Genomic DNA, 25,190 nt, shown 5'->3' on the forward strand with positions numbered 1-25,190 from the left:
TTATTTTAATATTTTAGTAACTAAATGTATGAAAAAATTTGTTGGAGTTTCTTCATTTTTACAACTTGTTATTGAAGGAAAATGTTCGAACAAAAAATGTTGATGTAAACTTCCTTCTAGAATAGTACTTGCTAAACTTAAACCATATTTATAATCTGGTTTTACAGCAATTATCATTTGCTCTAATCTAGCAATTAAACGTTTGTAGATTTCAAAATATCCTTCTTTATTTTCTATATCAACTTCTTTAGTTAAATAAGATTTAAAACTTTCATTAACAATAATTCTGTATAGTAAAGGTTCGTTAATATGTGAGAATTTACTATCAACTTTTATGGTTCTTGTAACAATTAAAATTGCTGTTTTTAACTTTTCTAAATCATTAGAAATGCTAAATGTTTCAATAACTAATTGATATTCTATCCAAGCCCAATACCAAGAAGACAAATATAAAAGCAATTTATGTTTACTCTCAAAATATCTATAAATAGAGCTTTCGTTAGAGCCAATTTTAGTTCCTAATTTTTTAAAAGTAAAATTTTCGAATCCAATTTCATTTATCAATATAATGCTTTGTTCTATAATTCTCTGTCCTAAATTTGAAGTTTCTGGATCCTTGATAAATATTTTATCAGGCACAGAAATTTTAAGTACGGATAATAAATCTTTCATTTTAAAATCATTTAAGTTGCAAATATAATAGTATTACTATTAAGTATTAGTATTAATACTTTTATTTAATGATTATTTAACATAAATTATATTAAATTAATTAAAATATCTTTTTAAAATATTATATTTGTAGTCAATAAGACAGAATACACTTCACACATTAAACAAGTTAAATAAGTTTGATTTTGAATTTCGGTTAAGTATTTTATCTTACCAGAATATTAATTTAAAAACAGTAGTAGATATTAATGGCAAAATCGCAACAAACATTTAGTAAGAGTGAAAAAGAAAAAAAACGTTTAAAAAAACGTTTGGATAAACAAAAGAAAATGGAAGCTAGAAAAGCTGAAAAAGAAGAAAATGGAACTTCTGGAATTCAGTTTGCTTATGTAGATCATAACGGAAATTTAACCGATACTCCACCAGATCCAGATTTAAAAGTAGAATATGAATTAGAAGATATTCAAATTTCTGTTACTAAAAAAGAAGATTTACCAGAAGAAGACCCAGTGAGAAAAGGTAAAGTTTCTTTCTTTGATTCTTCTAAAGGATTTGGGTTTATTATTGATACAGAAAACAACGAAAAATATTTTACACACATTAGTGGTATCATTGATGAAATTACAGAAAACGATAAAGTTTCTTTTGAATTAGAAAAAGGAATGCGTGGTTTAAATGCAGTAAAAGTTAAGAAAATTTAATCACTTATTTACATATTATAAAAAAAATCCTTCTCTATAGAAGGATTTTTTTTATGAATTTTTTTACAACCTATTAAGAAATATTTTTATGGATAATAAAATTGATACTTATAATAAAATTGCCGATTATAAAGATGTTAAAATTGAAAAGTTTGATGTAAATAAGAGGTACACAAAACCTCATAAGCACAATAAATATTTAGAAATTGTATATTTTATTAAAGGTTCTGGTTATCATCATGTAGATTTAAAAAGTTATAAAATAAAACCTTCAACTATTTTTTTTATTAAAAGAGATGAAGTTCATCATTGGGAAATAACAACCAAACCCAAAGGATATGTTATTATTATAAAAGAGGTTTTTTTAGAAAAAACCTTAGATAAATTTATTAATTATCAGTTATTAAAACTACAACAAAAATCAAAAATTAAGGCTACTAAAAATGATGTTTCATTAAAAGCACTCTTTAAAGCATTAACTTGGGAAAAACAACAACAAGTAATAAATAAAGAAGCCATTGAAGGCGGATTAAAAGCTTTACTTTCTAAATTAGTAGATTATGCAAATATTGAAAAAGTAGAAACTACAAATTTAGTATTACAATTTGCAGACTGTTTATCACAAGCACTAAAAAATAATGTACAATTTTATGCGGATAAATTAAATACTACACCTCAAAATTTAAATGTAATTTGTAGAAAAGAATATAATAAATCGGCATCAGATATTATAGCAGATCATATTATTAAAGAGATTAAAAGACGCTTATTGTATACTAATGAAACAATTAGCGATATTGCTTACAGTTTAGAGTTTAATGATGCTTCTAATTTTACAAAATATTTTAAACGTTATACAGGAGAAACTCCAAAACAATTTAAAATAAAAAACAAAACATCTTAAACCGTAAAATTTTCAAATAAACCATTTTAATAGTAAACTCTAAATTACTTTTGTAAGGAATTATTTAAAAGTTTTTTTAGGATGCTTTATCTTTTTGTGAAATCAATAATAAAACAACCAATTAAACTTTTACATTTATTTAATCTAACCACATTATAATGTAATTAACTTAAAACTAATTAAAACGTATTTCAATGAATTTAAAAAAAAATGTATTTTTATTACTGGCATTTATTGTAAGTCAGTTTACTGTAGCTCAAATTAGCGGTAAAATTGTAGATTCAGGAGACAATTATCCGTTAGAATATGCATCTGTAGCTTTGTATCAAACAAATAACAAAGCACTTGTAACAGGTGTTGTAACTAATTTTGAGGGTTTATTTTCTTTTACTGATGTAAAACCAGGAAACTATTATATAGAAGCTTCTTTTATTGGTTATCAAGTAAAAACAATTACATCAATTGTTATCAATAAAAAGGGAGAGAAAAAAGATATAGGAACATTAACATTAGTTTTAGGCTCTGGAAATCAGTTGAATGAAGTTGTTGTAAAATCAGAAAAAAGTGCTGTTATACATAAAATTGACCGTCAAGTTTTTGATACAAAAAAATACCAAAGTACTGTTGGAGGAAATGCTGTAGATGTTGTAAAAAATTTACCTTCTGTAACTGTTGATGGTTTAGGAGAAATTAGCGTTCGTGGTAGTAAAGGTTTTTCAGTTTTAATTAATGGCAAACCAACGCAAGGAGATGCAAGTGCAATTTTAGCGCAATTACCGGCAAATGCTATAGAAAGTATAGAGTTAATAACTGCGCCTTCTGCAAAATATGATCCAGAAGGAAAAGGTGGAATCTTAAATATCATCACCAAAAAAGGAGCAATTAACGGAACTTTTGCGCAAGTTAATGTTAGAGGAGGTTTTCCTGCAATTGAAGATTATGATACAAAAGTAGCATCAAAAAGATACGGAATTGACGCTACTATTAATAAAAGAACAGATAATTGGAATCTTTCTTTTGGCGCAAGCTATCAAAGAAATGACAAGTCTGGGAGAAGAGAAGGAGATATGTTTATTGTAAATCAAGCAGAAAATAAAACTACTTTTTTGCCTTCGGATGGTGAGCGTAGTTTTGATGAAGTTACTTATAATGGTAGATTTAATGTAGATTATACGCCAAATAAATCAGATTCTTATTCTTTAGGTCTTTTTGCTGGGAAACGTACAAAAGAACGTTTGGCGGATATTGTTTATTATGATAATCATTCAATTTCTCCAATTGGTGGTTCTACAAGAGATTATACTTTTGCATATTACAATCATAATTTAAGAATCAGAAAAGGAGATTTTGCTTTAGGTAGTTTCGATTATGCGCATAAGTTTAATAATGAATCTAAAATATCAACATCAGTTTTATATGAATATACTTTTTTAGGAGGTCCAACAGAAAATGATAATTTAGGACATCCTGATAACAATATTGTATATCAAAAAGAATACAATACAAATGATAATCCTTTATATGGTGCTCGTTTTAATTTAGATTATCTGTGGAAACCTTTTTCTTTTGGAACTTTAGAAACAGGTTATCAATATAGAGATTTAGATCATACAGGTAAATTTGTGTATGAAAGAGATGGTGTTCAAGTTGATGAATTTTCTAGTGATGTTAGCTTAAAAAGAAGTATTCATGCTGGTTACGCGCAAATTACAGGTTCTAAAAGTAAATGGGATTATGCAGCAGGTTTACGTTTAGAAGCTATGGATAGAACCTATAAAGAAGCTTTACAAAGCGAAACTACAGAAAACGTTTATGATTATGATTTTGTAAAATTATTTCCTTCAGCGTCTTTACAATATAAAATTGATGATAAAACAAATATAAAAACGGCTTATAGTAAAAGAGTAGAGCGCACAACTACTTTTATGATGAATAGTTTTGCAGAACGTGAACATTCAGAAGTTTTTGAACAAGGAGATAATACCTTGTTGCCAGAATTTATAGATTTAGTAGAGTTAGGAATTACTAAAAAGCTAAAAGGAGGAAATTCGATATATGCAACCGCATATTTTAGACATGTAAATAATGTTATAAATCGTGTAAATACGTTGGCTTATGAAGCAAATGGCGCTGTAATAGACAGTATTATTAATAGAGTCTATTCTAATGTTGGTAAAAGTAAATCTATTGGTTTAGAAGTTGGTGCAACAATTAAACCAACAAGTAATTGGTCTAATTCTATTGGTGCAAATGTGTATAATTATGTAATTGATGGTATTTTAAATTTTAAACATAGAGATGGAGTAGAAAGAAATTATGATATTGATTCTAAATCTACTATTTATTCTTTTAATGTAAATTCTACTTATAATTTTTGGAAAAATGCTTCTTTGCAATTTACCTTTAATTATTTATCTGATAGAAATACAGCTATGGGAGAAGATTCTCGTTTTTATTCACCAAACTTAACATTTATAAAAAAGTTTATGGATGACAAATTAACAGCAACATTACAATGGCAAAATATAGATATGGGTTTATTAAATACCAATGAGCAACGTATTTCAACATCAAGACCAGATCAATTTTATACCACAACAAACTATGTGTATGAAGTAGATATGGTTTCGTTAAACCTTTCTTATACGTTTAATGCAGCTAAAAATAAATCGAAATTTATTGATAGTGAATTTGGGAAGAGAGAGTTTTAAGTTAGTGTTTATTTAAAATAAAAAATCCTTCAAGTCTTAATTTGAAGGATTTTTTTATGAATTTTAGTTTTGTTTCTTTTTTTTTTGTTTCTGATTTATTATTTCTACAAATTGTAAAACTCCATACTTTCAATAATCAATTCTTCAGAAACTTTACAGTCTAATTTATAGTCTTCAAAATCATTTAGTAAAACAAAGTTAACTTGTCCGTTTACGTTTTTCTTATCGTGTTTTAATAAATCCATAATAGCAGTAAAATCTTCTTTTAAAAGAGTTGTTTTATTATAGATTGATAAAATTACTTCTTTAACATCAGAAACTTTGTCTGAAGGAAAACCTAATAATTTTGATGATATATAACATTCACAAACCATCCCAATTGCAATAGCTTCTCCATGCGTTAAGGTTTCTTTGTCTTCAGATTCTAGGTAAAAAGACTCAATTGCGTGCCCTAAAGTATGTCCGAAATTTAGAATTTTACGCAGATTTTTTTCTTTGGGATCTTGCAGAACAACTTCGTTTTTTATCTCTACAGATCTAAATATTAAATCATTGATATTTAAATTTTTATTATTCTTTATCTCGTTAAATAGTTTAACATCATAAGTGATGCCATATTTTATAATTTCTGCGGTTCCAGACTTAATTTCTCTATCTGTAACTGTCGTTAAATAGTCTGTATCTACAATCACCATTTGTGGATTCGTAAACAAACCAATTTGGTTTTTTAACACGCCTAAATCAACACCTGTTTTTCCTCCAACAGAAGCATCAACCATTGATAATAATGTTGTTGGTATGTTTACAAAATCAATTCCGCGTTTAAAACAAGAAGCCACAAAACCACCTAAATCCGTAATAACGCCACCGCCCAAAGTAATTAAAATGCTTTTTCTATCGCCGCCTAATTCTGTAATTGCATTCCAAACGCCAATACAAGTTTCTAGATTTTTATTGATTTCTCCAGATTCAATTTCTATAACTTCAATTCTTTTATCCGTAGTTAAATTAGGAATAAATTTAGGATAACAATGCTCAAAAGTATTCTCATCAACTAAAATAAAAATAGTAGAATAGTTTTTTGCATCAATCAATTTAGATAATTCTTGGTAACTATCTTTTTGAAAATGAACAGGATATGTAACTGCTTGTATGGTTTTCATTTGTAAAATTATTGAGAGTGCAAATTAAAAATAAAATATTCAATTATTACCATTCAATAGTTATATTTGTTTAAGATAAAATGATATTCAATGAAACTTTTTGATAACACAGAAGTTGCTTTCGCTTTAAAATCAGATTCACAATTAGAACGCGCTTATTTTTTGTTTAGAATGATTCAAAATCAACCAATGGTAAGAATTGGTAGTGCTGTAACTAATTTTGCATTAAAGGCCCATTTGCCAATAGAAGGTTTAATTCGTTCTACAGTTTTTGATCATTTTTGTGGCGGAGTTACAGAAGAAGATTGTTTGCCAATTATAGATAATATGTATAACAATGGTAGTGTGCATAGTGTTTTAGATTATTCGGTAGAAGGTAAGGATAAAGAAATAAGCTTTGATGGTGCTTTAGAAAAAATTTTAAAAATTATTAATTTTTGCGAAGAAAAAAAAGGAATACCTTTTGCAGTTTTTAAACCATCAGGATTTGGACGTTTTGCATTATATCAAAAAATATCAGAAGGGAAAAAATTAAATTCTGATGAGCAAGAAGAATGGAATAGAGTAGTAGGTCGTTTTCATAAAGTTTGTAAAGTGGCATTACAAAAAGATGTTCCATTATTAATTGATGCCGAAGAAAGTTGGATGCAAAAAGCTGCAGATGAATTAATTGACGAGTTAATGGAAACTTATAATAAAGAAAAAGCCATTGTCTTTAATACGTTACAAATGTATAGACATGACAGAATGGATTATCTAAAATCTTTACATCTAAAAGCAAAAGAAAAAGGTTTTTATATTGGTATAAAAGTTGTTCGTGGTGCTTACATGGAAAAAGAGCGTGAAAGAGCAGAAGAAAAAGGATATCCATCGCCAATTTGTGAAAATAAAAATGCCACAGATATCAATTATGATGCGGCTATTAGATACTTAATGGAACATCCAAAAATGGCTTTATTTGCAGGTACTCATAATGAGGATAGCTCTTATTTAGTGATGGACTTAGCTAAGAAATACAATATAAAAGAAAACGACAATCGACTTTGGTTTGGTCAATTATTTGGTATGAGCGATCATATTAGTTACAATTTAGCAAGTAAAGGTTATAATGTGGCTAAATATCTACCATTTGGGCCTGTAAGAGATGTTATGCCTTATTTAATTAGAAGAGCAGAAGAAAATACTTCTGTTGCAGGACAAACAAGCAGAGAATTAAATCTGTTAAAAACTGAACGCAAACGTAGAAAGTTATAATGACTAGTGTCGAAGAGATTAAAATTTTATTAATAAAAAACAAAAATAGCTTGTTACTAGAATTAAGGCAAAGTAAAGAAGCGATGAGTTTGATAAAAAAATCTACGCACACTAAATTAACTAGTGAAGAAAAAACAAAAATTAAAATTCACCTGTTAGATATTTGCAAAACAATACCAGCATTAGCTGTTTTTTTATTGCCAGGAGGTACTTTTTTGTTACCTATTTTGATAAAATTAATTCCTGATATTTTACCATCGGCATTTAGAGATGATGTACCAGTAGATAAAAAATAAGATGCTGTTTTAAAGTGTTTTATATTATTTATTTTTTGAATCCTTTTAAGTTGTAATTACTTCAATTTATTACAAATTTTTACTATAAATAGAGAATTTTTTTAAAAATATAAAGGTTGTCTTAAATATACCTACAAATAGGTATTGTAACTTATAGTTTAATTATAGAACTTGTTACTTTCTTAATATTTAAGAATTAGAAACTGTTTTTATATGCTTAATTTCAAAAAGAAGAGTTAGTATATTTAAACTTTATTATGCTTTGTAAACAATTAATTTAGTTCGTGTTATAATGTTTGCAGGAAAGATATTTTTTTCTAAAATTAGAAAAAGTAAAAAGGCATAATAGGTAAAGTTTTAATGATCCCCCAGTGAAGTAAACCGATTAGCTGTTAAATTAACTTTTAATGGCTATTGGTTTATTATTTTATAGAAAAATTGTTTAAGTAAAATCAATTATAATAAAAATAAATAAGTTCATTTTCAATAAAAAATAGTTTCTTTTTTTCAATTTCTGCAGTTACTTAAATTGATAGAATTTTGTAAAAAGCACCACGAAATTTGTTTTTTTTATAGATAATATAACGTTCTATTAAGGTTCTGAATTTATTAGAAGTAAAATATTTTAATTATAATTAGGGTAATTCACTTCTAAACAACTACTTTTGCACGAAATTTAAGAATACATAAATGCAACCAATTAGAAATATCGCTATTATAGCCCATGTCGATCACGGTAAAACAACGTTAGTAGACAAAATTATAGATCAAGCTAAAATCTTAGACGAGCGTAAAGAACGTACAGATTTATTGTTAGATAATAACGACTTAGAGCGTGAAAGAGGAATTACAATTCTTTCTAAAAACGTTTCTGTAAACTATAAGAATACAAAAATTAACGTTATTGATACTCCTGGTCACGCCGATTTTGGTGGAGAAGTAGAGCGTGTCTTAAAAATGGCGGATGGTGTTTTATTATTGGTTGATGCATTTGAAGGGCCAATGCCTCAAACTCGTTTTGTATTGGGTAAAGCGTTAGAATTAGGATTAACTCCTATTGTAGTTGTAAATAAAGTTGATAAAGAAAACTGTACTCCAGATATCGTTCATGAAAAAGTGTTCGATTTAATGTTTGCATTAGAAGCTACAGAAGAACAATTAGATTTTACTACAGTTTATGGTTCTGCAAAGAACAATTGGATGTCTACAGATTGGAAAAATCAAACAGAAGACATCGTTCCTTTATTAGATGCTGTTTTAGAATCTATTCCAGAAACAAAGTATAATGAAGGTACACCACAAATGCAAATTACTTCTTTAGATTTTTCTAAGTTTACAGGAAGAATAGCAATTGGACGTGTATTTAGAGGAGATTTAGAAGTTGGTAAAGACTACATGCTATGTAAAGCAGATGGTTCTACTAAAAAAGTAAGAATTAAAGAATTACACGTATTCGAAGGAATGGGTAAAGTACAAGTAGAAAAAGTTCCTTGTGGAGACATTTGTGCTATAACTGGTTTAGAAGGATTTGAAATTGGTGATACTGTTGCAGATTTAGAAAACCCAGAAGCGTTACCTAGAACAGAAATAGATCAACCTACAATGAGTATGTTATTTACAATTAACAACTCTCCTTTCTTTGGTAAAGAAGGTAAATTTGTAACCTCTCGTCACTTAAGAGATCGTTTATTTAAAGAATTAGAAAAAAACTTGGCATTAAAAGTTGAAACTACTGATAGTGAAGATAAATTTAACGTTTTCGGACGTGGAGTTTTACACTTATCTGTTTTAATAGAAACAATGCGTAGAGAAGGATATGAATTACAAGTGGGAAGACCACAAGTAATTATTAAAGAAATTGATGGTAAGAAACATGAACCAATGGAAACATTGTCTATTGATGTACCAGAAGATATGGCTTCTAAAGCAATTAACTTAGTATCTCTTAGAAAAGGAGATATGTTAGTTATGGAACCAAAAGGAGATTTACAACACTTAGAATTTTCTATTCCTTCTAGAGGTTTAATTGGTTTAAGAAATAAGATTTTAACTGCAACTGGTGGTACAGCTATTATTAATCACCGTTTTTCTGAATATGGACCTTATAAAGGAGATTTTACTGAAGAGGTAAAAGGAGCTATTGTTTCTTCTGCTGCTGGTAAAGCAACTGCATATGCATTAAACCGTTTACAAGATAGAGGTGTTTTCTTTATCGATATTAATCAAGAGATTTATGTTGGTCAAGTAATTGGAGAAAACAGTAAATCTGATGATATGGCTGTAAACTTAATTAAAGGAAAGCAATTAACAAACATGCGTAAATCTGGTACAGATGATGCTATGAAAATTGCTCCAAAAGTAGATTTTTCTTTAGAGGAAAATATGGAATACATTAAAGCAGATGAGTATTTAGAGGTAACTCCAGAAAGCTTACGTATGCGTAAAATTGTTTTTAAAGGATAATTTAAAACACTGAACTTGTTTCAGTTTTTAATTAATATATTTTATAAAAGCTCAAGTTTTAAACTTGGGCTTTTTTACCTTTGTACTATGAGCGATTTTAAAGTTTTTTTTGATATATTACAAGAGAATTTACTAAATGATGAATTTGTAAAACTAACATTAAGCAAACCCATGAGAAAAAGTGAAGGTTTGTTAAATGTATATGTGCGTTTATTTAAAGTGGAAGGAAAAGAGGTTTTTGAATTAAAATATCGCCATTCTGAAGAGAATACATTTAAACAATTTTCTTTGGATGCTCTAACTGTTGAATTAGAAAAATTACTTCTAGAAACTTTTAGAACAGCTACTTTATTTACGTTAAGTCAAGATTTAATAGTGCTAGTTTCTAAAAAGAAATTGGTTTCTTACAGAGATAATGCCCCTAGTTTTAAAAATAAGCTTCCAGAAATTCCAATGCAATCATAATTTAAAAAAGATTTTTTGGCAGGTTTATAGATGAAAATGGTGTCTAGAATTCTAGATATGGTTAAATTATCTTAAAAATTAAAATTGTAATTTTTTTTCTCATCAAAAAAACAATATTTGTATAATTTATTTTGTGTGTTATTTTACCAATAAATAAGTAGAATACTCTTAAATTGTAATTTTATCAATACTTTTCGGTTCTTAAAATCATTTTAATTAAAAAAGTTAACGTGTTTATTATCATTTAAATAGTATTGATAATTTACAAAATCTTCAAGTTAAAAGGTCTTTATTAATACTTCTATAGTTTACCTTTGTATTAAAATTGTTAGATAACTATTTTTAATTTAATAAAGAAATACACCATATAAAATAATGAATGCAATATTTACAGATGCTAGTTTTCAAAATATAGTAAACGTAGCTAATAAATACGGAATTAGTACAAATGCTGTTACAGATTTAACGTATTGCCTTATGAATAGTAATGGTACTATGGCACAATTTAATATTCCGGAATTAGGTGGTGGCGGACAATGGATGCAAGGTGGTATGACCATGGTTGGAGATATGTTTAACAATAATCTTAAATATTTGGTAGACGGACTTTGTACAGATTTGTCTAATTTAATTCAGCAAGGAGCCATACAGTACAAACCTTTACCAAAAACGGCAAACGGGCAAGGCGGTTTTGCAGGTAATTGGTGGGGAAACTTAGGTTTTCCTAATTCTACCGGTAGCCAAAATGATACAAGTTATGCTATTTTTAATGGCATACATCGTTTGGCAATACAACAAAACGGAAAAGTAACTATTTTTGATACTTTAGATCATAACATTGGTGGAGTAGGACAACAACAAGGAGGCAATTACTCGGTTTCTTTTACTAGCCAATATGGTAATGTAGATTTAGGTTCTCTACCTATTGTTTCTGGAGGAAATGAGCCACAACAACCAGCTCCTGTTCAAAATAATGAAATACAAAATAACGTTGTAGAAACTCCTGTTGCACCAATTGCTCAAGATCCAATACAACCAGCAGAAAGTAATAACAACGTTAATAATTCTGCTTTTGAAGAGGATATTTTTGGTAAAATTGAAAAATTAGCAGGTTTAAAAGACAAAGGAATTCTTTCTACAGAAGAATTTGAAAATAAAAAAATAGACTTGTTAAATAGATTGTAAAATATATTTACGCACAAAGAAAGAAGAAGTATTCTTATATTCTAAAAAGCTCAAAATATTTAATTTGAGCTTTTTTTTAGAGAAATTGGTATTTCTTATTTTTTAATAGGAATACTTTCATAATTTATATTCAGAGAATTTTTAAACAAACGAAATAATTAAGGTATAAAATATTTATAATTTTTTCGAAATTATTGTTGTATGCTTTTTTCTAATTTTTATCAAAATTATAATAAAAATAATTAAAACGGTAGTTAAAATGATTGTAGTAAAAATAGGAAATGAGCTTATAATTGCATTGTCATTGCCATAAACTACAAAACCAGCCCAAAAATAAGGAGCTGATAATTTATTAGAAGCGTTCTTGGTTCTAAAACTTAATTTTGCATTTTTTAAAGCTTCAGATTTTGTTTGACCCTTTTTAAGGTTTTTATAAAAGAGTACCATAATTTTTTCGGTCGAAGAATCTGGTACTTCCCACAAACTAACAACTGTTGCAGGGACACCTGCAAAAGTAAATGCTCTTTGAAAAGATTCTAAATTTCCATTTTTTATTTTACCATTACCCGTGTTACAAGCACTTAAAATAGCTAATTCAGCGTTTAAACTTAAGCCATATAATTCTTCTAAATATAAATGATCTTCTTCATTGTCTAAATTATTACTAAACAACAAACGACTAAGTTCTGGGTAAGTTTTATTAATATCTGCATGCATAGCCAAATGTAAAATTTTAGCACTACTGGCCGTTTTTATAAATTCTACTTTTGTTAAATCATCATCATTAAAGAGTTTAGAAGGAAATAATTTGCTAATATTTTTAGCTTCAATACTTGCTCCTTTTAAGATGTTTGGTTTGTTTCTAACTTTAGATTTTGTTTTAGAATTAGAATAATTAGGTACATAAATATGTATGTTTTCTGAAGCAGATTTATTTTCTAATTTATAGTTGATCAATCCTAAATTAGAAGTATAATATGTACTATATAATTCGGTTATAAATTTATCATTTACCTTTAAAATTTCGAAAGGCAAATTAAATAAAACTCCATCTGGGTTTATAATTAAACGTGTAATGTTAGCATTTATATTGGGAATTAAAATAGCAGATAATTCATTACCTAGTTTATCTTTTAATTTTTTTTTTTTAATTTTACTTATGAAAGAAACCAAAATATTTTCCTCAGTATCTGTCCATGGTACTAAATTAACTTTAAAATTAGATTTTGAAATTTGATAAATAGCCATTTCATTTTCTAGATAAATATATTTTAAAATTAAATCATTTTTAGTAAGTTTTTTTTGAAGTTCTTTAACTGAAAAATTAAAATCACTTAGTAATTCTAATTGAGGAAATTGTTTTTTCTTATAAGATTCATGTTTAGCAATTAGTAGTTGAATAGAATCTCTTTTAAAAAGATTATTAGAAGTTTTTGCCTTGTTATACAAAGATGCCAATTGTATATTTCTTTGTTTTAAAGAATCTAATTTTGGCAATGTATTTGTGTAACGATTTTGGTAAAACTTTTTCCATTCTAGCTTATTTCTAAAAATTTCAAATTTGTTTAAAATTAATTTTTGGTTTAAATTAGTATTAAAATAACCAGTTTTTTTGTTTTTTAAAACACCATAAATAATTTTACGAAGCTGTTTGTTTTGTTGCTCATTAAAATGAATATCTAAATAGCTATTTTCAAATTGTTTCAGGGCTAAATAATAAATTATTACATTTTTTTTCTGAACAACGGTGTCTTTAGGGTAATAATTAGTGAGTTCTTCATTAATTCTAAGAAGTAAGCGGGTATGATTATAGCTTTTGCTAGGTATAAAATTTTTGTAATTATTGGCAAGACTATTTTTTCCGCTATGAATGTTTTGTATCGATTTATCAAAATAAAATAAAGCACTATCTTTTTGTTTTTTCTTTGCTTTTATCAGTGCTTTTTGAGCAAGAAAAAAAGGAATCCTGTCATCATTTTTTGTAATTCCTCTAAATAAAACAGACATAGTGCTATCTGCTTTATTTAATTGATTTCCTTTAGTAAATCCTTTAGCAATATTATATTTTATAGCCCATGGTAATCCTGGGTAGTTTTTTTCTTCTGTTAAGTAAAGTGCTTTAAAAAGGTAGTTTAAACCTGTTGATATATTTTTAGAACTAACTAAAGAGTCTGGGGTATGGGATATAAACCAATCTCCAATATGATTTAATGCTGTACTATAATAAATTCTCTCTTCTTTATGAAAGTCAGGTTGTTTATGCATAGATTCAAGAGACTCCATAGCCTTAATAATAGATATACTGTCTTTAGAATTTTCAGACAATTTCCAGAGCATATATATTTTTCGATATTTTGCAATAACTTTAAGCCGGTGATAATTATTATTTAGTAGAAAAGTATTGCTATCTATGTAGTTTTTATTTTTATTATAAATATTTTCGGCCAAACGCATATATTGTTTTGCTTTTTCAAAATTACCGAAGTATGCATTTTGGTTAGATAATAAAAGGTAAGCTCCCATTATAGAACCAGCATTAGGATTGTCTATATTTTCTAATAAGTTAAGAGAATTTAAGATACTTTTATAGCTTTTCATAGCATATCCTAATTCATTTTTTAAATACGCTTTTTTATTATAAAAAACGGCTTTAAGACTGTCTCCTTGTTGAGATTTTGGACAGAAGGAAATTCCTTTATCTAAAGAAGAAATATTTTGATGGCTTATTTTCTTTTTATGTAAGTCAATAAATTGATAGAGGTAAAAATGGGCATATTTAAGACTATCTTTTGCGTTAAGTGTTTTTTTACTTTGTAACTCTTTTAATTGAACATTAATGTCTTTAACTTTTCTTTTTTGGGCAGATATAACTTTAAAATAAGAGAGAAAACAAACTAAAAAAAAGTAAGAAAGTATTTTAGTTTTGTAGTTCATTATTTAATATTTATATAAAATAACTATTTAATATTATTTAATATTATTTTGATTTCTTCGGTCTTAAAGTTTAATTTTTGTTGCCTTTGTAATTTGTCTAAAAAAGTTATAGCAGCATCTTTTTTGTCTTGTTTTAATGAGATTAAAGCTAAGTACCAAAGACTTTCATTTTTCCATTCTTTATTGTCGTTAATTAAAATTTTATGAAAAAGAATTTCTGATTTTTTAAACTCTTCTAATTGTAAATATGCATTTGCTTTAAAAAAAAGTAGGGTATTGGCTTCTATAGAATCTTTTTCTGTTAATTTATTAAAACTTTCTATAGCTTTTAGATATTTCCCTTGTTCATACAAACTAAAAGCAAATGCCTTTTTAGATTTATTTACTTTATCTCTTACAATGGGTTCAATTACATTTTCATAAGGGGTAAAATGTAAATTATATAATTCATTATTAGAAAGAGATTTAGAGTTAAAAAGATAAAAACTAGACAAACCAATTAATAGAGCTATAGAAGCTACTAGTAACCAATTGTACTTTTTAGGTTTTGCAATTGAATTTTCAACCGATTGTATATAACTTTTAAGTTCTTTTCGTTTTTGTAAAGTAATTGCTTTTTTTAGATTTTTATCAAACTCTTTATTTTCCATGAGTTTCTGTTTTAATCTTTTCTTTTAGTTGTTTTAAACACCTTGACTTCTGACTTTTTACAACATTTTTATTATCATAATTTAAGGCATCAGTAATTTCGTCAATAGTATATCCTCTATAATAAAATAGTGTTAATACTTCTTTGCATTTTTTACCTAGTGTTGTAAATGCTTTTTGTAATAATAATTGAAATTGATTAGGTTCATCATCTAAAAATTTATTACTAATTTCTTTATAATTATAATCTTCTTTCTCTAAAGAAAAATCTTTAATTTTCTTATTGTTTTTCCTAGTTTTTTCATACAACATGTACTTGCCAATTCCAAATAAATATGTTTTTATAGTACATTTTAAATGGTCTATTTCTCCTTTTAAAGCTTTTTCTTGTAGAACTATAATTGCATCTTGATAGACATCAAGAATATCATCATCAGAAATACCTAAAGTTCTAGCAAAATTTATAAATGGAGTTCTGTTCTCTGTATATACCATTTTTAAAGCATTTTTATCAGCTTGTTTTAAAAGTAGAAGTGTCTGTTGTTCTCTCATTAATGATTTAAAAATAGAAAAGTAAACAAAAAATTAAAAATAAATAAAAATATGTTAACCTTTTGGCTTTAGAATCATTAAAGTAAAAAAATACTATAAAATGATTTTAAAAACCAACCTCAAAATTCTAATTACTTTTTTTGTTTTATCCGCAGGATTTACTACTCCGGTTAATGGACAACTTTGGAAAAAACTTAAAAAGAAAGTGCAAACAAAAATTGAACAAAACATCGAAAAAAAAGTAGATAAGGAAACCGATAAAGTGATTGATAAAACTTTAGAAGGAAAGAAAGAAAAAGAAGACATTACGCAAACTAGTAATATTGATAATTCTATTAAATCGTATGGAACAGCTTCTATAAATCATTCTACATTATATGGTACTTTTAGAGTAGATGATGTTACAAAAACAAAGGTAAATAAAGAAGGAGAAAAGGTAAGTATTATTGGGTATTGGAGAACTTCTGATGTCGATGTTTTTGATGGCTATAAATTAATCATAAATAAAGTAGAAAATATAGATAACCTTAAGAATAAGACCTTTAAAATTCCAGAAGAAGCTACTTTAAAATTGGCATATAACGCTTTGTTACAAGGTACATATAGTTATGAAAGAGATGAAGTTAGAGCGCATCAAAATATGAATGTAATTAATGGTACGGTTTCAGTTACTTTTAATAAAGATAAAAATTTTGCTATCAATTTTTCAGGAAATGTAAAACTGCATGATTATAAGAATACAAACTCTTTAGAACAAAATATACCTTCAATATTAAAAGGAACGGTAACTACAACATCTCCAGAATATACAATTACAAAACCAACGAAGGTAAAAAAATCAAATACTAATGATTTTTCTGATGAAGAAAAAACACAGCGCTTTAAAGAAGCATTGCCAACAGTAGATATTCCATCAACATTTAATTTTAATAAACGTATAGAAGTTAAAATGACAGATGAAAGGGGAGAAACACAAAATTTAAGCTTTTTAATTGGAAGTTATCCGGATATATACGGAATATCTGTAAAGACTAAAGAAATGCAAGGTCAGGAAATGTTAGTTGTAAATACACCTAAATCATCTACAATTTTTATGAGTATGGCTGGCATGAAAATAAAGAAAACTACTTCTTTAGAGCAAATAGGCAGTCAAATAGGAGTAGAAGATAAGTTACCAGAGGATGGAGATTTTGATTATAGAAAAACAGGAGAAACAAAAATGATTATTGGTTATTTATGCGAAGAATTTAAGGTAGATTATGAGTATACAAATCAAATAGGAAGCACTTCTTTTTGGGTTTCTAAAGATTTTCCTATTCAGAATAAATCCTTGCCTATGTTGGGCATGAAAATGAATAACCCAAATTTATCTGGTTTTGTTTTAGAAATAAATACCACAAATAAAGATGAAAATTTTAAAATGGAAATTGTAAATATTTCTGATAAATCTGTGAAAATTAATACTAACGAGTACAAAAAAATGGGATTTTAAAATAAAATTGTTATGAGAAAAATACTAATATTTACGTTAATAATAAGCTTGTTTACCAGTTGTTTAGGTGATAAAAAAAGTGCTGTTGGTACCAATTTTAATGATACTTCTTTTGAAAATAAAAAATTTAAAACAAAAGTGGTTTATGCAGACTTAGCCCAACCTTGTAGTTATGTAGTAAAAAAAGATTTAGCCCAACAATACAATGTTTCTGTAGAAGAGGTTTTAATGATGGAAGGCAATTCGCAAAACAAAATTTGTACAATAAGAGTAAAATTGTCGGATGATGAATATAACTATTTAGTAGGGAGTATTCGTTTTTACGAAGAGAAAGATAATTTAGAAGATGGATCTTCTTGGGTAGAAAGTTGGCAATTACAAAAAGGAATTTCTAAAAGTGGCGAATGGATACCAAATCTTGGTAAAGCAGCGCTTTGGATTGCCAAAAAGAGAGAATTAAGAATAAAGTTTAAAGACTATACAATGGCTTTAAATGTACCTGGTGCCGCTTTTAATAAACAAGAGAAAGCACTTAATAGAGATTATAAAAAAATAGCATTAACAATAGTTAAAGACATAGAAATCTTAAATTAAATTATTATGAAAATTAAATTATTATATACACTCTTTTTAATTACAAGTTTTACCTATTCTCAGAGAACTTATATGCCTGATGATGTTTTTGAAGCACACATGATTCGTTTAGGGTATGATAATGTTTTAGACGATTATGTATCAACGAACGCAATTAATCAAATAAAAACATTAAACCTTGGAGGAGACATTGTAGATCCAACAGGAATTGAAGATTTTATTGCTTTAGAAAAATTAGTTTTAGATCATAATAAAATTAAAACTATTGATGTTTCTAAAAACACAAAATTAGAATACTTAGACTTAGGATCTAATGAGTTAACAAGTATAAATGTAAGTACATTAATTAATTTAGAAACACTTTATTTAGGAGGTAATATGTTGACTTCTATTAATATCTCTCAAAATAATGAATTAATAAAATTAGGACTAAGTGCAAATAAATTAAAATCAATTAATTTAGAATATAATAAAAAATTAGAAAGACTAGCCTTAAGTGAAAATTTATTTACTAGCATAGATGTTTCATCAAATACAAAACTTACATATTTATATGCTAATGATAATAAAGATTTGTATTCTCTTAATATGTCTAACTTAAAATACAATGAAATATCTTCTTTGTCAAATATTAGAAATTGTCCTAATTTGTATTGTGTAACAGTTACTGATGTTGCAGCCGCTTTTGATAAGTTTAAAGTAGAACAACAAAGAGATTCTCATACAGGTTTTAGTTTAAATTGTACAGAAACAACTAGTATACCCGATGCAAATTTCGAACAATATTTAATAAATTTAGGGTATGATTCTGGTGAAATTGATGGTAAAGTTATTACAGGAAATTTATCTGCTATTAATAGTTTAAATATAAAATCTAAAGGAATTTCAAATTTATCAGGAATAGAAGATTTTATAAATTTGGTTGAATTAAATGCTGCGAATAACCAAATTAGCACAATTGATTTAAGTAAGAATCTACTTTTAGAAAATTTATTTATAGCTAACAATCAACTACAAACAATAGATCTATCAAATAATTTACAACTCAAAAATATAGATGTTGGTGAAAATGATTTATCAAACTTAGATGTTCATTTATTAGTAGATTTAGTAACACTTTATTGTGATCAAAATCAATTAACAGTTATAAATTTATTTTCAAACAAAGAACTATTAGTACTTATTGCTAATGAAAATCAATTAAAAACTGTAGATATTAGAGAAAATGATAATTTATTTTTGATTGATGTTGAGAATAATTTATTAGAAAGTTTAACGATAAAAAATGGAAGTAATACAAAAATTACAACCTTTAAAGCTAAAGGAAATTTAAATTTAACCTGTATAGAAGTAGATGATATTAGTTTTAGTAATACAAATTGGACAGACAAAGATACCGTAGCAAATTATTCTACAAATTGTGCACCTGCAAATAACGATTGTGTAAATGCAATCCCTTTAATATTTGGGCAACAAACTTATGGAGATGTTATTAACGGAAATACAAATAATGATGCCATATGTGCAGAAGGAACCGTTTTAGCAGATGTTTGGTACTCTATTATTGTTAATGATAGTGGTAAACTTAGTTTTCAAGGAACTGGTTTTGGTGGTCTGCTTAAATTTGCAGTTTACAATAGTTGTACTAGCACTCAACCTGTTGCTTGCGGAGAAACTATATCATTATCAAATTTAATTGTTGGTACAAAACTTTATGTAAAAGTATGGTTAGAAACTAATTCTCCTAAAAATGTAAAAAACCTGTCAGAATCAGGAACATTTATTTTTACAGCAGAAGATACCAGTGTTTTATCTGCAAAAGATTATTTAATAGATAAAGATGGCTTAAATGTATTCCCAAATCCCTCGTTATCATCAAATTTTATTTCTATAGAAAGTAATAATTCTATGTCTAATATAGAATTATACAGTACAAATGGTCAGAAAATAATTTCTAAAAGAATAAAGAATCTTTCAAATATAGATTTAGATATTTCTAAAGTATCAACAGGGGTTTATATCTTAAAAGTAAAGGCAGACAATCAAATTATATCAAAAAAAATAGTTATTAAATAAATAGTTATTCATAAAAATCCATCAAATTTTTTTAAATAGAAGTTTTGATGGATTTTTTATGCATTGGTACTATTTTTATTCATTTAATTACGCAAAAAAAATTAAAATATTCTAATTTTATAAGCCCTGTTATTAATAGTAAATAAAAGGCCTTAAATAATAGCAACACTACTTATTCCGTTGCTTTTCTTTGTTATTTGAATTTGAGTAGGAATACGTTCTTTTAAGTTTTCTACGTGAGAGATAATTCCGATTATTTTTCCTTGAGATTGCAAGGTTTCTAAGGTAGAAATTACAGTTTCTAAGGTGTTGCCGTCTAACGTACCAAAACCTTCATCTATAAATAGCGATTCTATTTTTACGTTTTTACTTGCCAAATCAGATAAACCTAAAGCCAAAGCCAAACTGATTATAAATTTTTCTCCACCACTAGAAGTATCTACCAAACGTGCTTGATCTGTTTGATAATGATCTATTAAATTAAAATTAAGTTCTTCTTTAGGTTTGTAGTTATCTTCCATTTTTAAAGAATAACGTTTGTTTAATTGATACAAATGCACATTTGCCAGATCTAATAAATGTTTTAAAGTTAAACGCTGTACATATACGTTAAAGGCGTCTTTAGAATTACCGATAATTTTAAAGAGTTCTTTCCAAACAGTGCAAATTTCTGTTTGTACTTCTATTTTTTTATATACTACCAGATTACGATCTTGAATTTCTTTATCTTTTCTAAAAGCTTCTACAATCTTACCTTTAGCAGTTAGTAGCGCATCTTTTTTCGTTTTTAAATCGATTAAAATTTGTTTGCTTTCAGATTCTGAAGTTTCAAAATTTTTAGATTTTTTTAAATTTTCGATTGCTTTTAAATTTTCTTCTTTAAGCGTTTTTATTTTAAGTTGATTTTCATTTATTCGTTTTTTATTATTCGTAAATTTAAGTTTGTCTTCTACAGATAGTAATGCACTTTCAACAGCTTCTTTAGATGCAAAACCACTATCAATCAATTGTAAATTAAGAGTAGATGTAAAGGTGTTTAATTTGTCTTTTAACTCTTTTTGAGTAGCAATATTGTCTACCTTTAAAGTCTCTTGTTGGTTTTTTTTATCTAGTAATTTTTGCAAATTAATTTTGGTTAAATTTGCTTTTTCTACTATTTTATTTTTTAAATTTTGTAAACTATTTCTTTTACTTTCTACACTAATTTCTATAGGTAAAATAGCTGTTCGTTGGGTTGTTAATTCTAGATACTTTGTACGAGAGGTTGTTAGGTTTTTTAAAACATCAGACTCTGTTTTAGAAAGTGTTTCTAATTGCTTTTTATGATTTTCTAGCTTGGTTTCAATTACTTTTATTTCTGCTTTTAAAGTGTCTAGATTTTTTTGTGTTTTATTAAAAATGGATATGTGTTCTTCTATTTCTCTAATAAAAATTTGGGTATTTTCTGTTGAGGGTAATTTGTAGTTATGTTTAGATAATTTGGTTTTAAAATCTGTTTCTAAATCTGCACAAACTTTAGACAAATTTTCTATTGTTTTTTGATGCTTCTCAATTTCAGTTTTGGCATTTTTATTTTTTTCATTTAAAGTTGCAACAGTGGTTTGCAAACTTTGTACCTCTTTCTTTTGTACTTCTATATCTTTAGATAAATTGTTCTTGTCTACTTGTAATTTTTGTGCAGAAGCTACATTTTTATTTAATTCTTGTAGTTGTTTGCTTAGTAAATTTAGTTCAACTTCAATTTTAGAAATAGTACTTAATTCACAAGAAATATTTAATTGTTTGGCATTCGTTTCAATAGAGTTTATCTCAGAAGTAAGCGTATTAATTTGCTTTGTTAGACTATCAATATTTGTGTTTAGTTGAACTTCATTTTTATCTAAAGTTGTTTTAGAATGGATTAAAGTAAGCAGTTTTTCTCGTCTATTATTTAGTTCTAATTCAGATTTAGAAATGTTAATTTCCTTTACATGTTCCGTAAACGGATGCACTTTAGAGCCACATAAACCACAAGGTTTTCCTTTTACTAAATACTTACGATCGGTTTCGTATTTTGCAACACTTTTTTCTAAATCTAAAATTTTATTTGCATCAGAAACGGCCTTTTCTTGCGCTTCAATATCCTTTTTTAAGGTGGCTAATTGTTTGTTAATTACTTCTAAATCTAATGTGTGAGACTTTTTGTTTTCTATTAGATTTGTTCTAATTTCTGTAGTTTTTTTATATTGTTCTGCTAGTGTTTTATATTGCTTCCAATTAGTTTCTAAAACAAGAAGCCTGTCTTTTTTAATTAATAAATCAGCTAAATTATTTTTTTCGATTGCACTATTAATCTTTGAAATTTCTTTTTCAATTTTAGTGACATCTGTTGTTTTTTTGAGTAGTAAATCGGTATTTGTTTTTAAACTTTCTGCAGTTTGGTTAAGAATTGATTTTTTTTCAACGAAAGAGGAAGTAGTAGTATTTAAAGCTTCTTTATGTCCTTTTAATGTGGTTAATCCGGTGGTCCAATCAGAAATTTCTAAAGCTACATCATTTAAAAATTTATTTTCAGAAACATAAGTGTTATCAATTTTAATTTTAGTTTCTGTAGCGCTTAATGCTTTAAGTAATTTTTGTTTTTCAACTTTTAAAGCATCTAATTGTTGTTTTAATTCGGCTACTTTTTCTTTTGATTTTTGCTGGCTAGAAACTTCACTTTTTAACTCACTATCTAATTTTGTAACGGCATCAAATTTGGGTAACCAAGAAGAAAATTCTTTTTCAGAATTCGCAATTTCATTCGTTTCTTTTTTATTGATTTCTTCTAGGTTTTCAATCTGTGGTTTTAGGATATTTAGTTCCTTTTCAATTTCTATTAATTGCTTTTTTTTAACAAAAGTTTCTTTTTCGGTTCTATTAAAATTCTGAATTAACTCTTTAAAAGGTTCTGCTTTTTCGTTTAAGATTAATAAATCTAATTCTGGTTTATGTTTCTCTATAAAAGCATCTAACTTTTTTGTGTTTTCATTTAACGTTTCAGAAGCGGTTGCTAAATCTTTATATTGTACATACCAATCTGTAATAAGTTGTGTTCTTTTTATTTCTTTTTCCGTTTTAAGAATGTCTGTATCTAATGTTAAATCTTGTTTTTTTAAATCTGTTTTAGCGTCTTCAGTTAAAATATCATCGGCATTAATTTTAGCTTCAATTTCCCTAAGTTTTTTTTCTTCTTCAGATTTTCGATCTAAAATTCCTTGACCAATTTTTTTATAAATCTGTTCGCCTGTAATTTGCTCTAGTAATTTTCCTTTTTCAGGACCTTTAGCTGTTAAAAAAGAAGCAAATTCTCCTTGTGCCAATAGTACAGATCTTAAAAATTGATTGTAGTCTAATTGAGTAACGCTAATTATTTCGTTAATCAAATTCCGTTTTTGAGCTGCTAAAATAGTATCTGTAGTTAAATTTTTTAAACTGACTTCTTCTTTCGGGTTTTTATATGTTTTTCCTTTTTTATCTGCAATTCTAATTCCCCAAAAAGCCTCGTAAACAGTGGTGTTGTTTTTAAAAGTTATTCTACTAAAAGCCTCATGTGCTCCATGACTTATAACGTCTAACAAAGTTCCCTTTGTACCATTAAACCTCGGAACGTTATGATATAGCGCAATGGTTATGGCGTCTAAAATTGTTGTTTTTCCTGCGCCTGTAGATCCAGTAATTGCATACAAACCAACATCTCTAAATTGTTCGTTTTCAAAATTAATAACAACAGGAGTGTCTGATTTTAAGGAATTTATATTTTGTAATTCTATCTTTAAAATTTTCATAGAAAAGCAGCTTTATTGGTTTTTAACGGATTGTAATATTTCATTAAAAGCATCCCAAACTTCGGGTCTTTTTTCTAAATCATAATCCATTTCTTCACATTTCAGTTTAAAAACTTCTGTAGGCAATAATTCTTTTATTGATTTTGTATTTTCTAATAACTCTTCAATTCCTTTTATTTTACGCTGATTTTTCAATCCTATTTTTAAGATTTCAAAAGGATATTTTGCTGCTTCAGACTTTAAATTGTCTGTATTTACTGTATGATCTTCTTTTAAAGCAATTTCTACCCAAGGTTTTAGATTATAAGCATTAGAAGTAATGTTAGGAAAAGCATTTATACATTCTTGTAAATTTCCTGTTAGTTTGTAAAATTCTCTAAACTTCGGAATTATAGCATCATTTATAGCTGTAATTTTATTGTTTTCTACGGATAAAACAATCACTTTTTTATCGTAGTTAATTTCACTAAAACTTAAAATATTAGGCGAACCAGAATAACGTACTTTGTTGTTTTCGCCAATTATTTGTGGTCTATGTAAATGTCCTAAAGCAATATAATCGAAATACGAAGGAAAATCTTCTGCGCCAATATGTCCTAAAGTTCCCACATAAATATTTTGCTCACTGTCAGAAATGGTTCCGCCAGTAGCAAATAAATGTCCCATAGCAACTACAGGTGCATTACTTGTGTTTTTTAATTTACAATGTTCAGCAGCAGATACATAATGGTTTATTAAGGCAGTTTTGTATTTATCGGTTAGCTCATCAAAAGTTTCCCCTGCAACGGCACGTCTAATATCTCCATCACGTAAATAAGGAACCGCAGCAATAATTATTTTTTCGTTGTTTATTTCAATTTCAAAAACTTCATCTTTAATATCTTCTGTTGCTTTACCAACTACTTTTATATTCAAAGCACCTAAAATGTGTTTTGGAGCATTTAAAGTTCCTGGAGAATCATGATTTCCACCAGTAATAATAATCGATTTACAAGTGGTTCCGATTAGTTTTACTAAAAAACTGTAATACATTTCTAAACTTTGGTTAGACGGAGAACCAGTGTCAAAAACATCACCAGAAATTAAAAGTACATCAATTTTTTGGTCTACAATATAGGTTTCAGTCCAAGATAAAAATAAAGATTGTTCTTCAAATTGAGATTGTTCATGCAATCGATGCCCCAAATGCCAATCGGCAGTATGTAGTACTTTCATGTTCTTTTCCTTTTTTTATGTCGATAATATAAGTATAAAATCCGATTTTTAAGAGGAAA

At 27.0% G+C, this 25,190-nt stretch carries 18 protein-coding genes; 11 read left to right on the forward strand and 7 right to left on the reverse strand.

Going from position 1 to position 25,190, the window contains the following annotated elements; genetic code table 11:
• Positions 1-672: a TetR/AcrR family transcriptional regulator gene (locus BLT70_RS06780; RefSeq protein WP_091892885.1), complete on the reverse strand. Its 672-nt coding sequence runs from the start codon at positions 670-672 to the stop codon at positions 1-3.
• 248 nt (positions 673-920) lie between these two features.
• Here BLT70_RS06780 and BLT70_RS06785 point away from each other — a divergent pair, with 248 nt between their 5' ends.
• From BLT70_RS06785 to BLT70_RS06795, 3 genes are all read left to right on the forward strand, one after another.
• Positions 921-1,373, forward strand: a complete 453-nt coding sequence (locus BLT70_RS06785) for a cold-shock protein (RefSeq protein WP_091892887.1) — start codon at positions 921-923, stop codon at positions 1,371-1,373.
• Positions 1,374-1,461: 88 nt separating this feature from the next.
• The gene (locus BLT70_RS06790; protein ID WP_091892889.1) at positions 1,462-2,277 is read left to right on the forward strand and encodes an AraC family transcriptional regulator; all 816 of its coding nucleotides are present in this window, start codon (positions 1,462-1,464) and stop codon (positions 2,275-2,277) included.
• Positions 2,278-2,471: 194 nt separating this feature from the next.
• Complete coding sequence (locus BLT70_RS06795) at positions 2,472-4,988, forward strand: outer membrane beta-barrel family protein (protein WP_091892891.1); 2,517 nt, start codon at positions 2,472-2,474, stop codon at positions 4,986-4,988.
• A gap of 104 nt (positions 4,989-5,092) precedes the next feature.
• Here BLT70_RS06795 and aroB read toward each other — a convergent pair whose 3' ends face one another.
• The gene (aroB, locus tag BLT70_RS06800) at positions 5,093-6,151 is read right to left on the reverse strand and encodes a 3-dehydroquinate synthase (RefSeq protein WP_091892893.1); all 1,059 of its coding nucleotides are present in this window, start codon (positions 6,149-6,151) and stop codon (positions 5,093-5,095) included.
• A gap of 90 nt (positions 6,152-6,241) precedes the next feature.
• On the opposite strand from aroB, the gene BLT70_RS06805 reads away from it, so the two are divergent.
• The 5 genes from BLT70_RS06805 to BLT70_RS06825 all read left to right on the forward strand — a co-directional run bounded on the left by BLT70_RS06805 (position 6,242) and on the right by BLT70_RS06825 (position 11,814).
• Positions 6,242-7,405: a proline dehydrogenase family protein gene (locus tag BLT70_RS06805; RefSeq protein ID WP_091892895.1), complete on the forward strand. Its 1,164-nt coding sequence runs from the start codon at positions 6,242-6,244 to the stop codon at positions 7,403-7,405.
• A 50-nt stretch (positions 7,406-7,455) separates the two neighbouring features.
• On the forward strand, positions 7,456-7,701 hold the full coding sequence (locus BLT70_RS06810; RefSeq protein ID WP_231962840.1) for an LETM1 domain-containing protein: 246 nt from the start codon (positions 7,456-7,458) through the stop codon (positions 7,699-7,701).
• Positions 7,702-8,391: 690 nt separating this feature from the next.
• Entirely contained in the window at positions 8,392-10,164 is a 1,773-nt protein-coding gene (gene typA, locus BLT70_RS06815) for a translational GTPase TypA (RefSeq protein ID WP_091892899.1), read from the forward strand.
• Positions 10,165-10,251: 87 nt separating this feature from the next.
• Positions 10,252-10,629, forward strand: coding sequence for a hypothetical protein (locus BLT70_RS06820; protein WP_091892901.1), 378 nt, complete (start codon positions 10,252-10,254; stop codon positions 10,627-10,629).
• 375 nt (positions 10,630-11,004) lie between these two features.
• The gene (locus BLT70_RS06825; protein ID WP_091892903.1) at positions 11,005-11,814 is read left to right on the forward strand and encodes an SHOCT domain-containing protein; all 810 of its coding nucleotides are present in this window, start codon (positions 11,005-11,007) and stop codon (positions 11,812-11,814) included.
• Positions 11,815-11,988: 174 nt separating this feature from the next.
• Here the strand turns inward: BLT70_RS06825 and BLT70_RS06830 are convergent, their stop codons facing one another.
• From BLT70_RS06830 to BLT70_RS06840, 3 genes are read right to left on the reverse strand one after another with little or no spacing between them, the layout of a single operon-like run.
• Positions 11,989-14,748 (reverse strand): CHAT domain-containing protein, encoded by a 2,760-nt coding sequence (locus BLT70_RS06830; protein WP_091892905.1) that lies wholly within the window; start codon positions 14,746-14,748, stop codon positions 11,989-11,991.
• A gap of 23 nt (positions 14,749-14,771) precedes the next feature.
• Positions 14,772-15,398 (reverse strand): tol-pal system YbgF family protein, encoded by a 627-nt coding sequence (locus tag BLT70_RS06835; RefSeq protein WP_091892906.1) that lies wholly within the window; start codon positions 15,396-15,398, stop codon positions 14,772-14,774.
• A complete protein-coding gene (locus tag BLT70_RS06840) occupies positions 15,388-15,948 on the reverse strand; it encodes an RNA polymerase sigma factor (RefSeq protein ID WP_091892908.1) in 561 nt (186 codons plus the stop codon). Before BLT70_RS06840 ends, BLT70_RS06835 begins: the two co-directional genes overlap by 11 nt.
• Positions 15,949-16,048: 100 nt before the next feature.
• Between BLT70_RS06840 and BLT70_RS06845 the strand changes: the two genes are divergently transcribed.
• From BLT70_RS06845 to BLT70_RS06855, 3 genes are read left to right on the forward strand one after another with little or no spacing between them, the layout of a single operon-like run.
• A complete protein-coding gene (locus BLT70_RS06845) occupies positions 16,049-17,440 on the forward strand; it encodes a DUF4412 domain-containing protein (protein ID WP_091892911.1) in 1,392 nt (463 codons plus the stop codon).
• Between the two features lie 12 nt (positions 17,441-17,452).
• Positions 17,453-18,034, forward strand: coding sequence for a hypothetical protein (locus BLT70_RS06850; protein WP_157691844.1), 582 nt, complete (start codon positions 17,453-17,455; stop codon positions 18,032-18,034).
• Between the two features lie 6 nt (positions 18,035-18,040).
• On the forward strand, positions 18,041-20,110 hold the full coding sequence (locus BLT70_RS06855; protein ID WP_091892915.1) for a T9SS type A sorting domain-containing protein: 2,070 nt from the start codon (positions 18,041-18,043) through the stop codon (positions 20,108-20,110).
• Positions 20,111-20,262: 152 nt separating this feature from the next.
• Here the strand turns inward: BLT70_RS06855 and BLT70_RS06860 are convergent, their stop codons facing one another.
• Complete coding sequence (locus tag BLT70_RS06860; protein WP_091892917.1) at positions 20,263-23,916, reverse strand: AAA family ATPase; 3,654 nt, start codon at positions 23,914-23,916, stop codon at positions 20,263-20,265.
• A 12-nt stretch (positions 23,917-23,928) separates the two neighbouring features.
• Positions 23,929-25,131, reverse strand: coding sequence for an exonuclease subunit SbcD (gene sbcD / locus BLT70_RS06865; RefSeq protein ID WP_091892919.1), 1,203 nt, complete (start codon positions 25,129-25,131; stop codon positions 23,929-23,931).
• Between the last annotated feature and the right edge of the window lie 59 nt (positions 25,132-25,190).

It is taken from the genome of Polaribacter sp. KT25b, from assembly GCF_900105145.1.
In the GTDB taxonomy this organism is placed as follows: Bacteria; Bacteroidota; Bacteroidia; order Flavobacteriales; family Flavobacteriaceae; genus Polaribacter.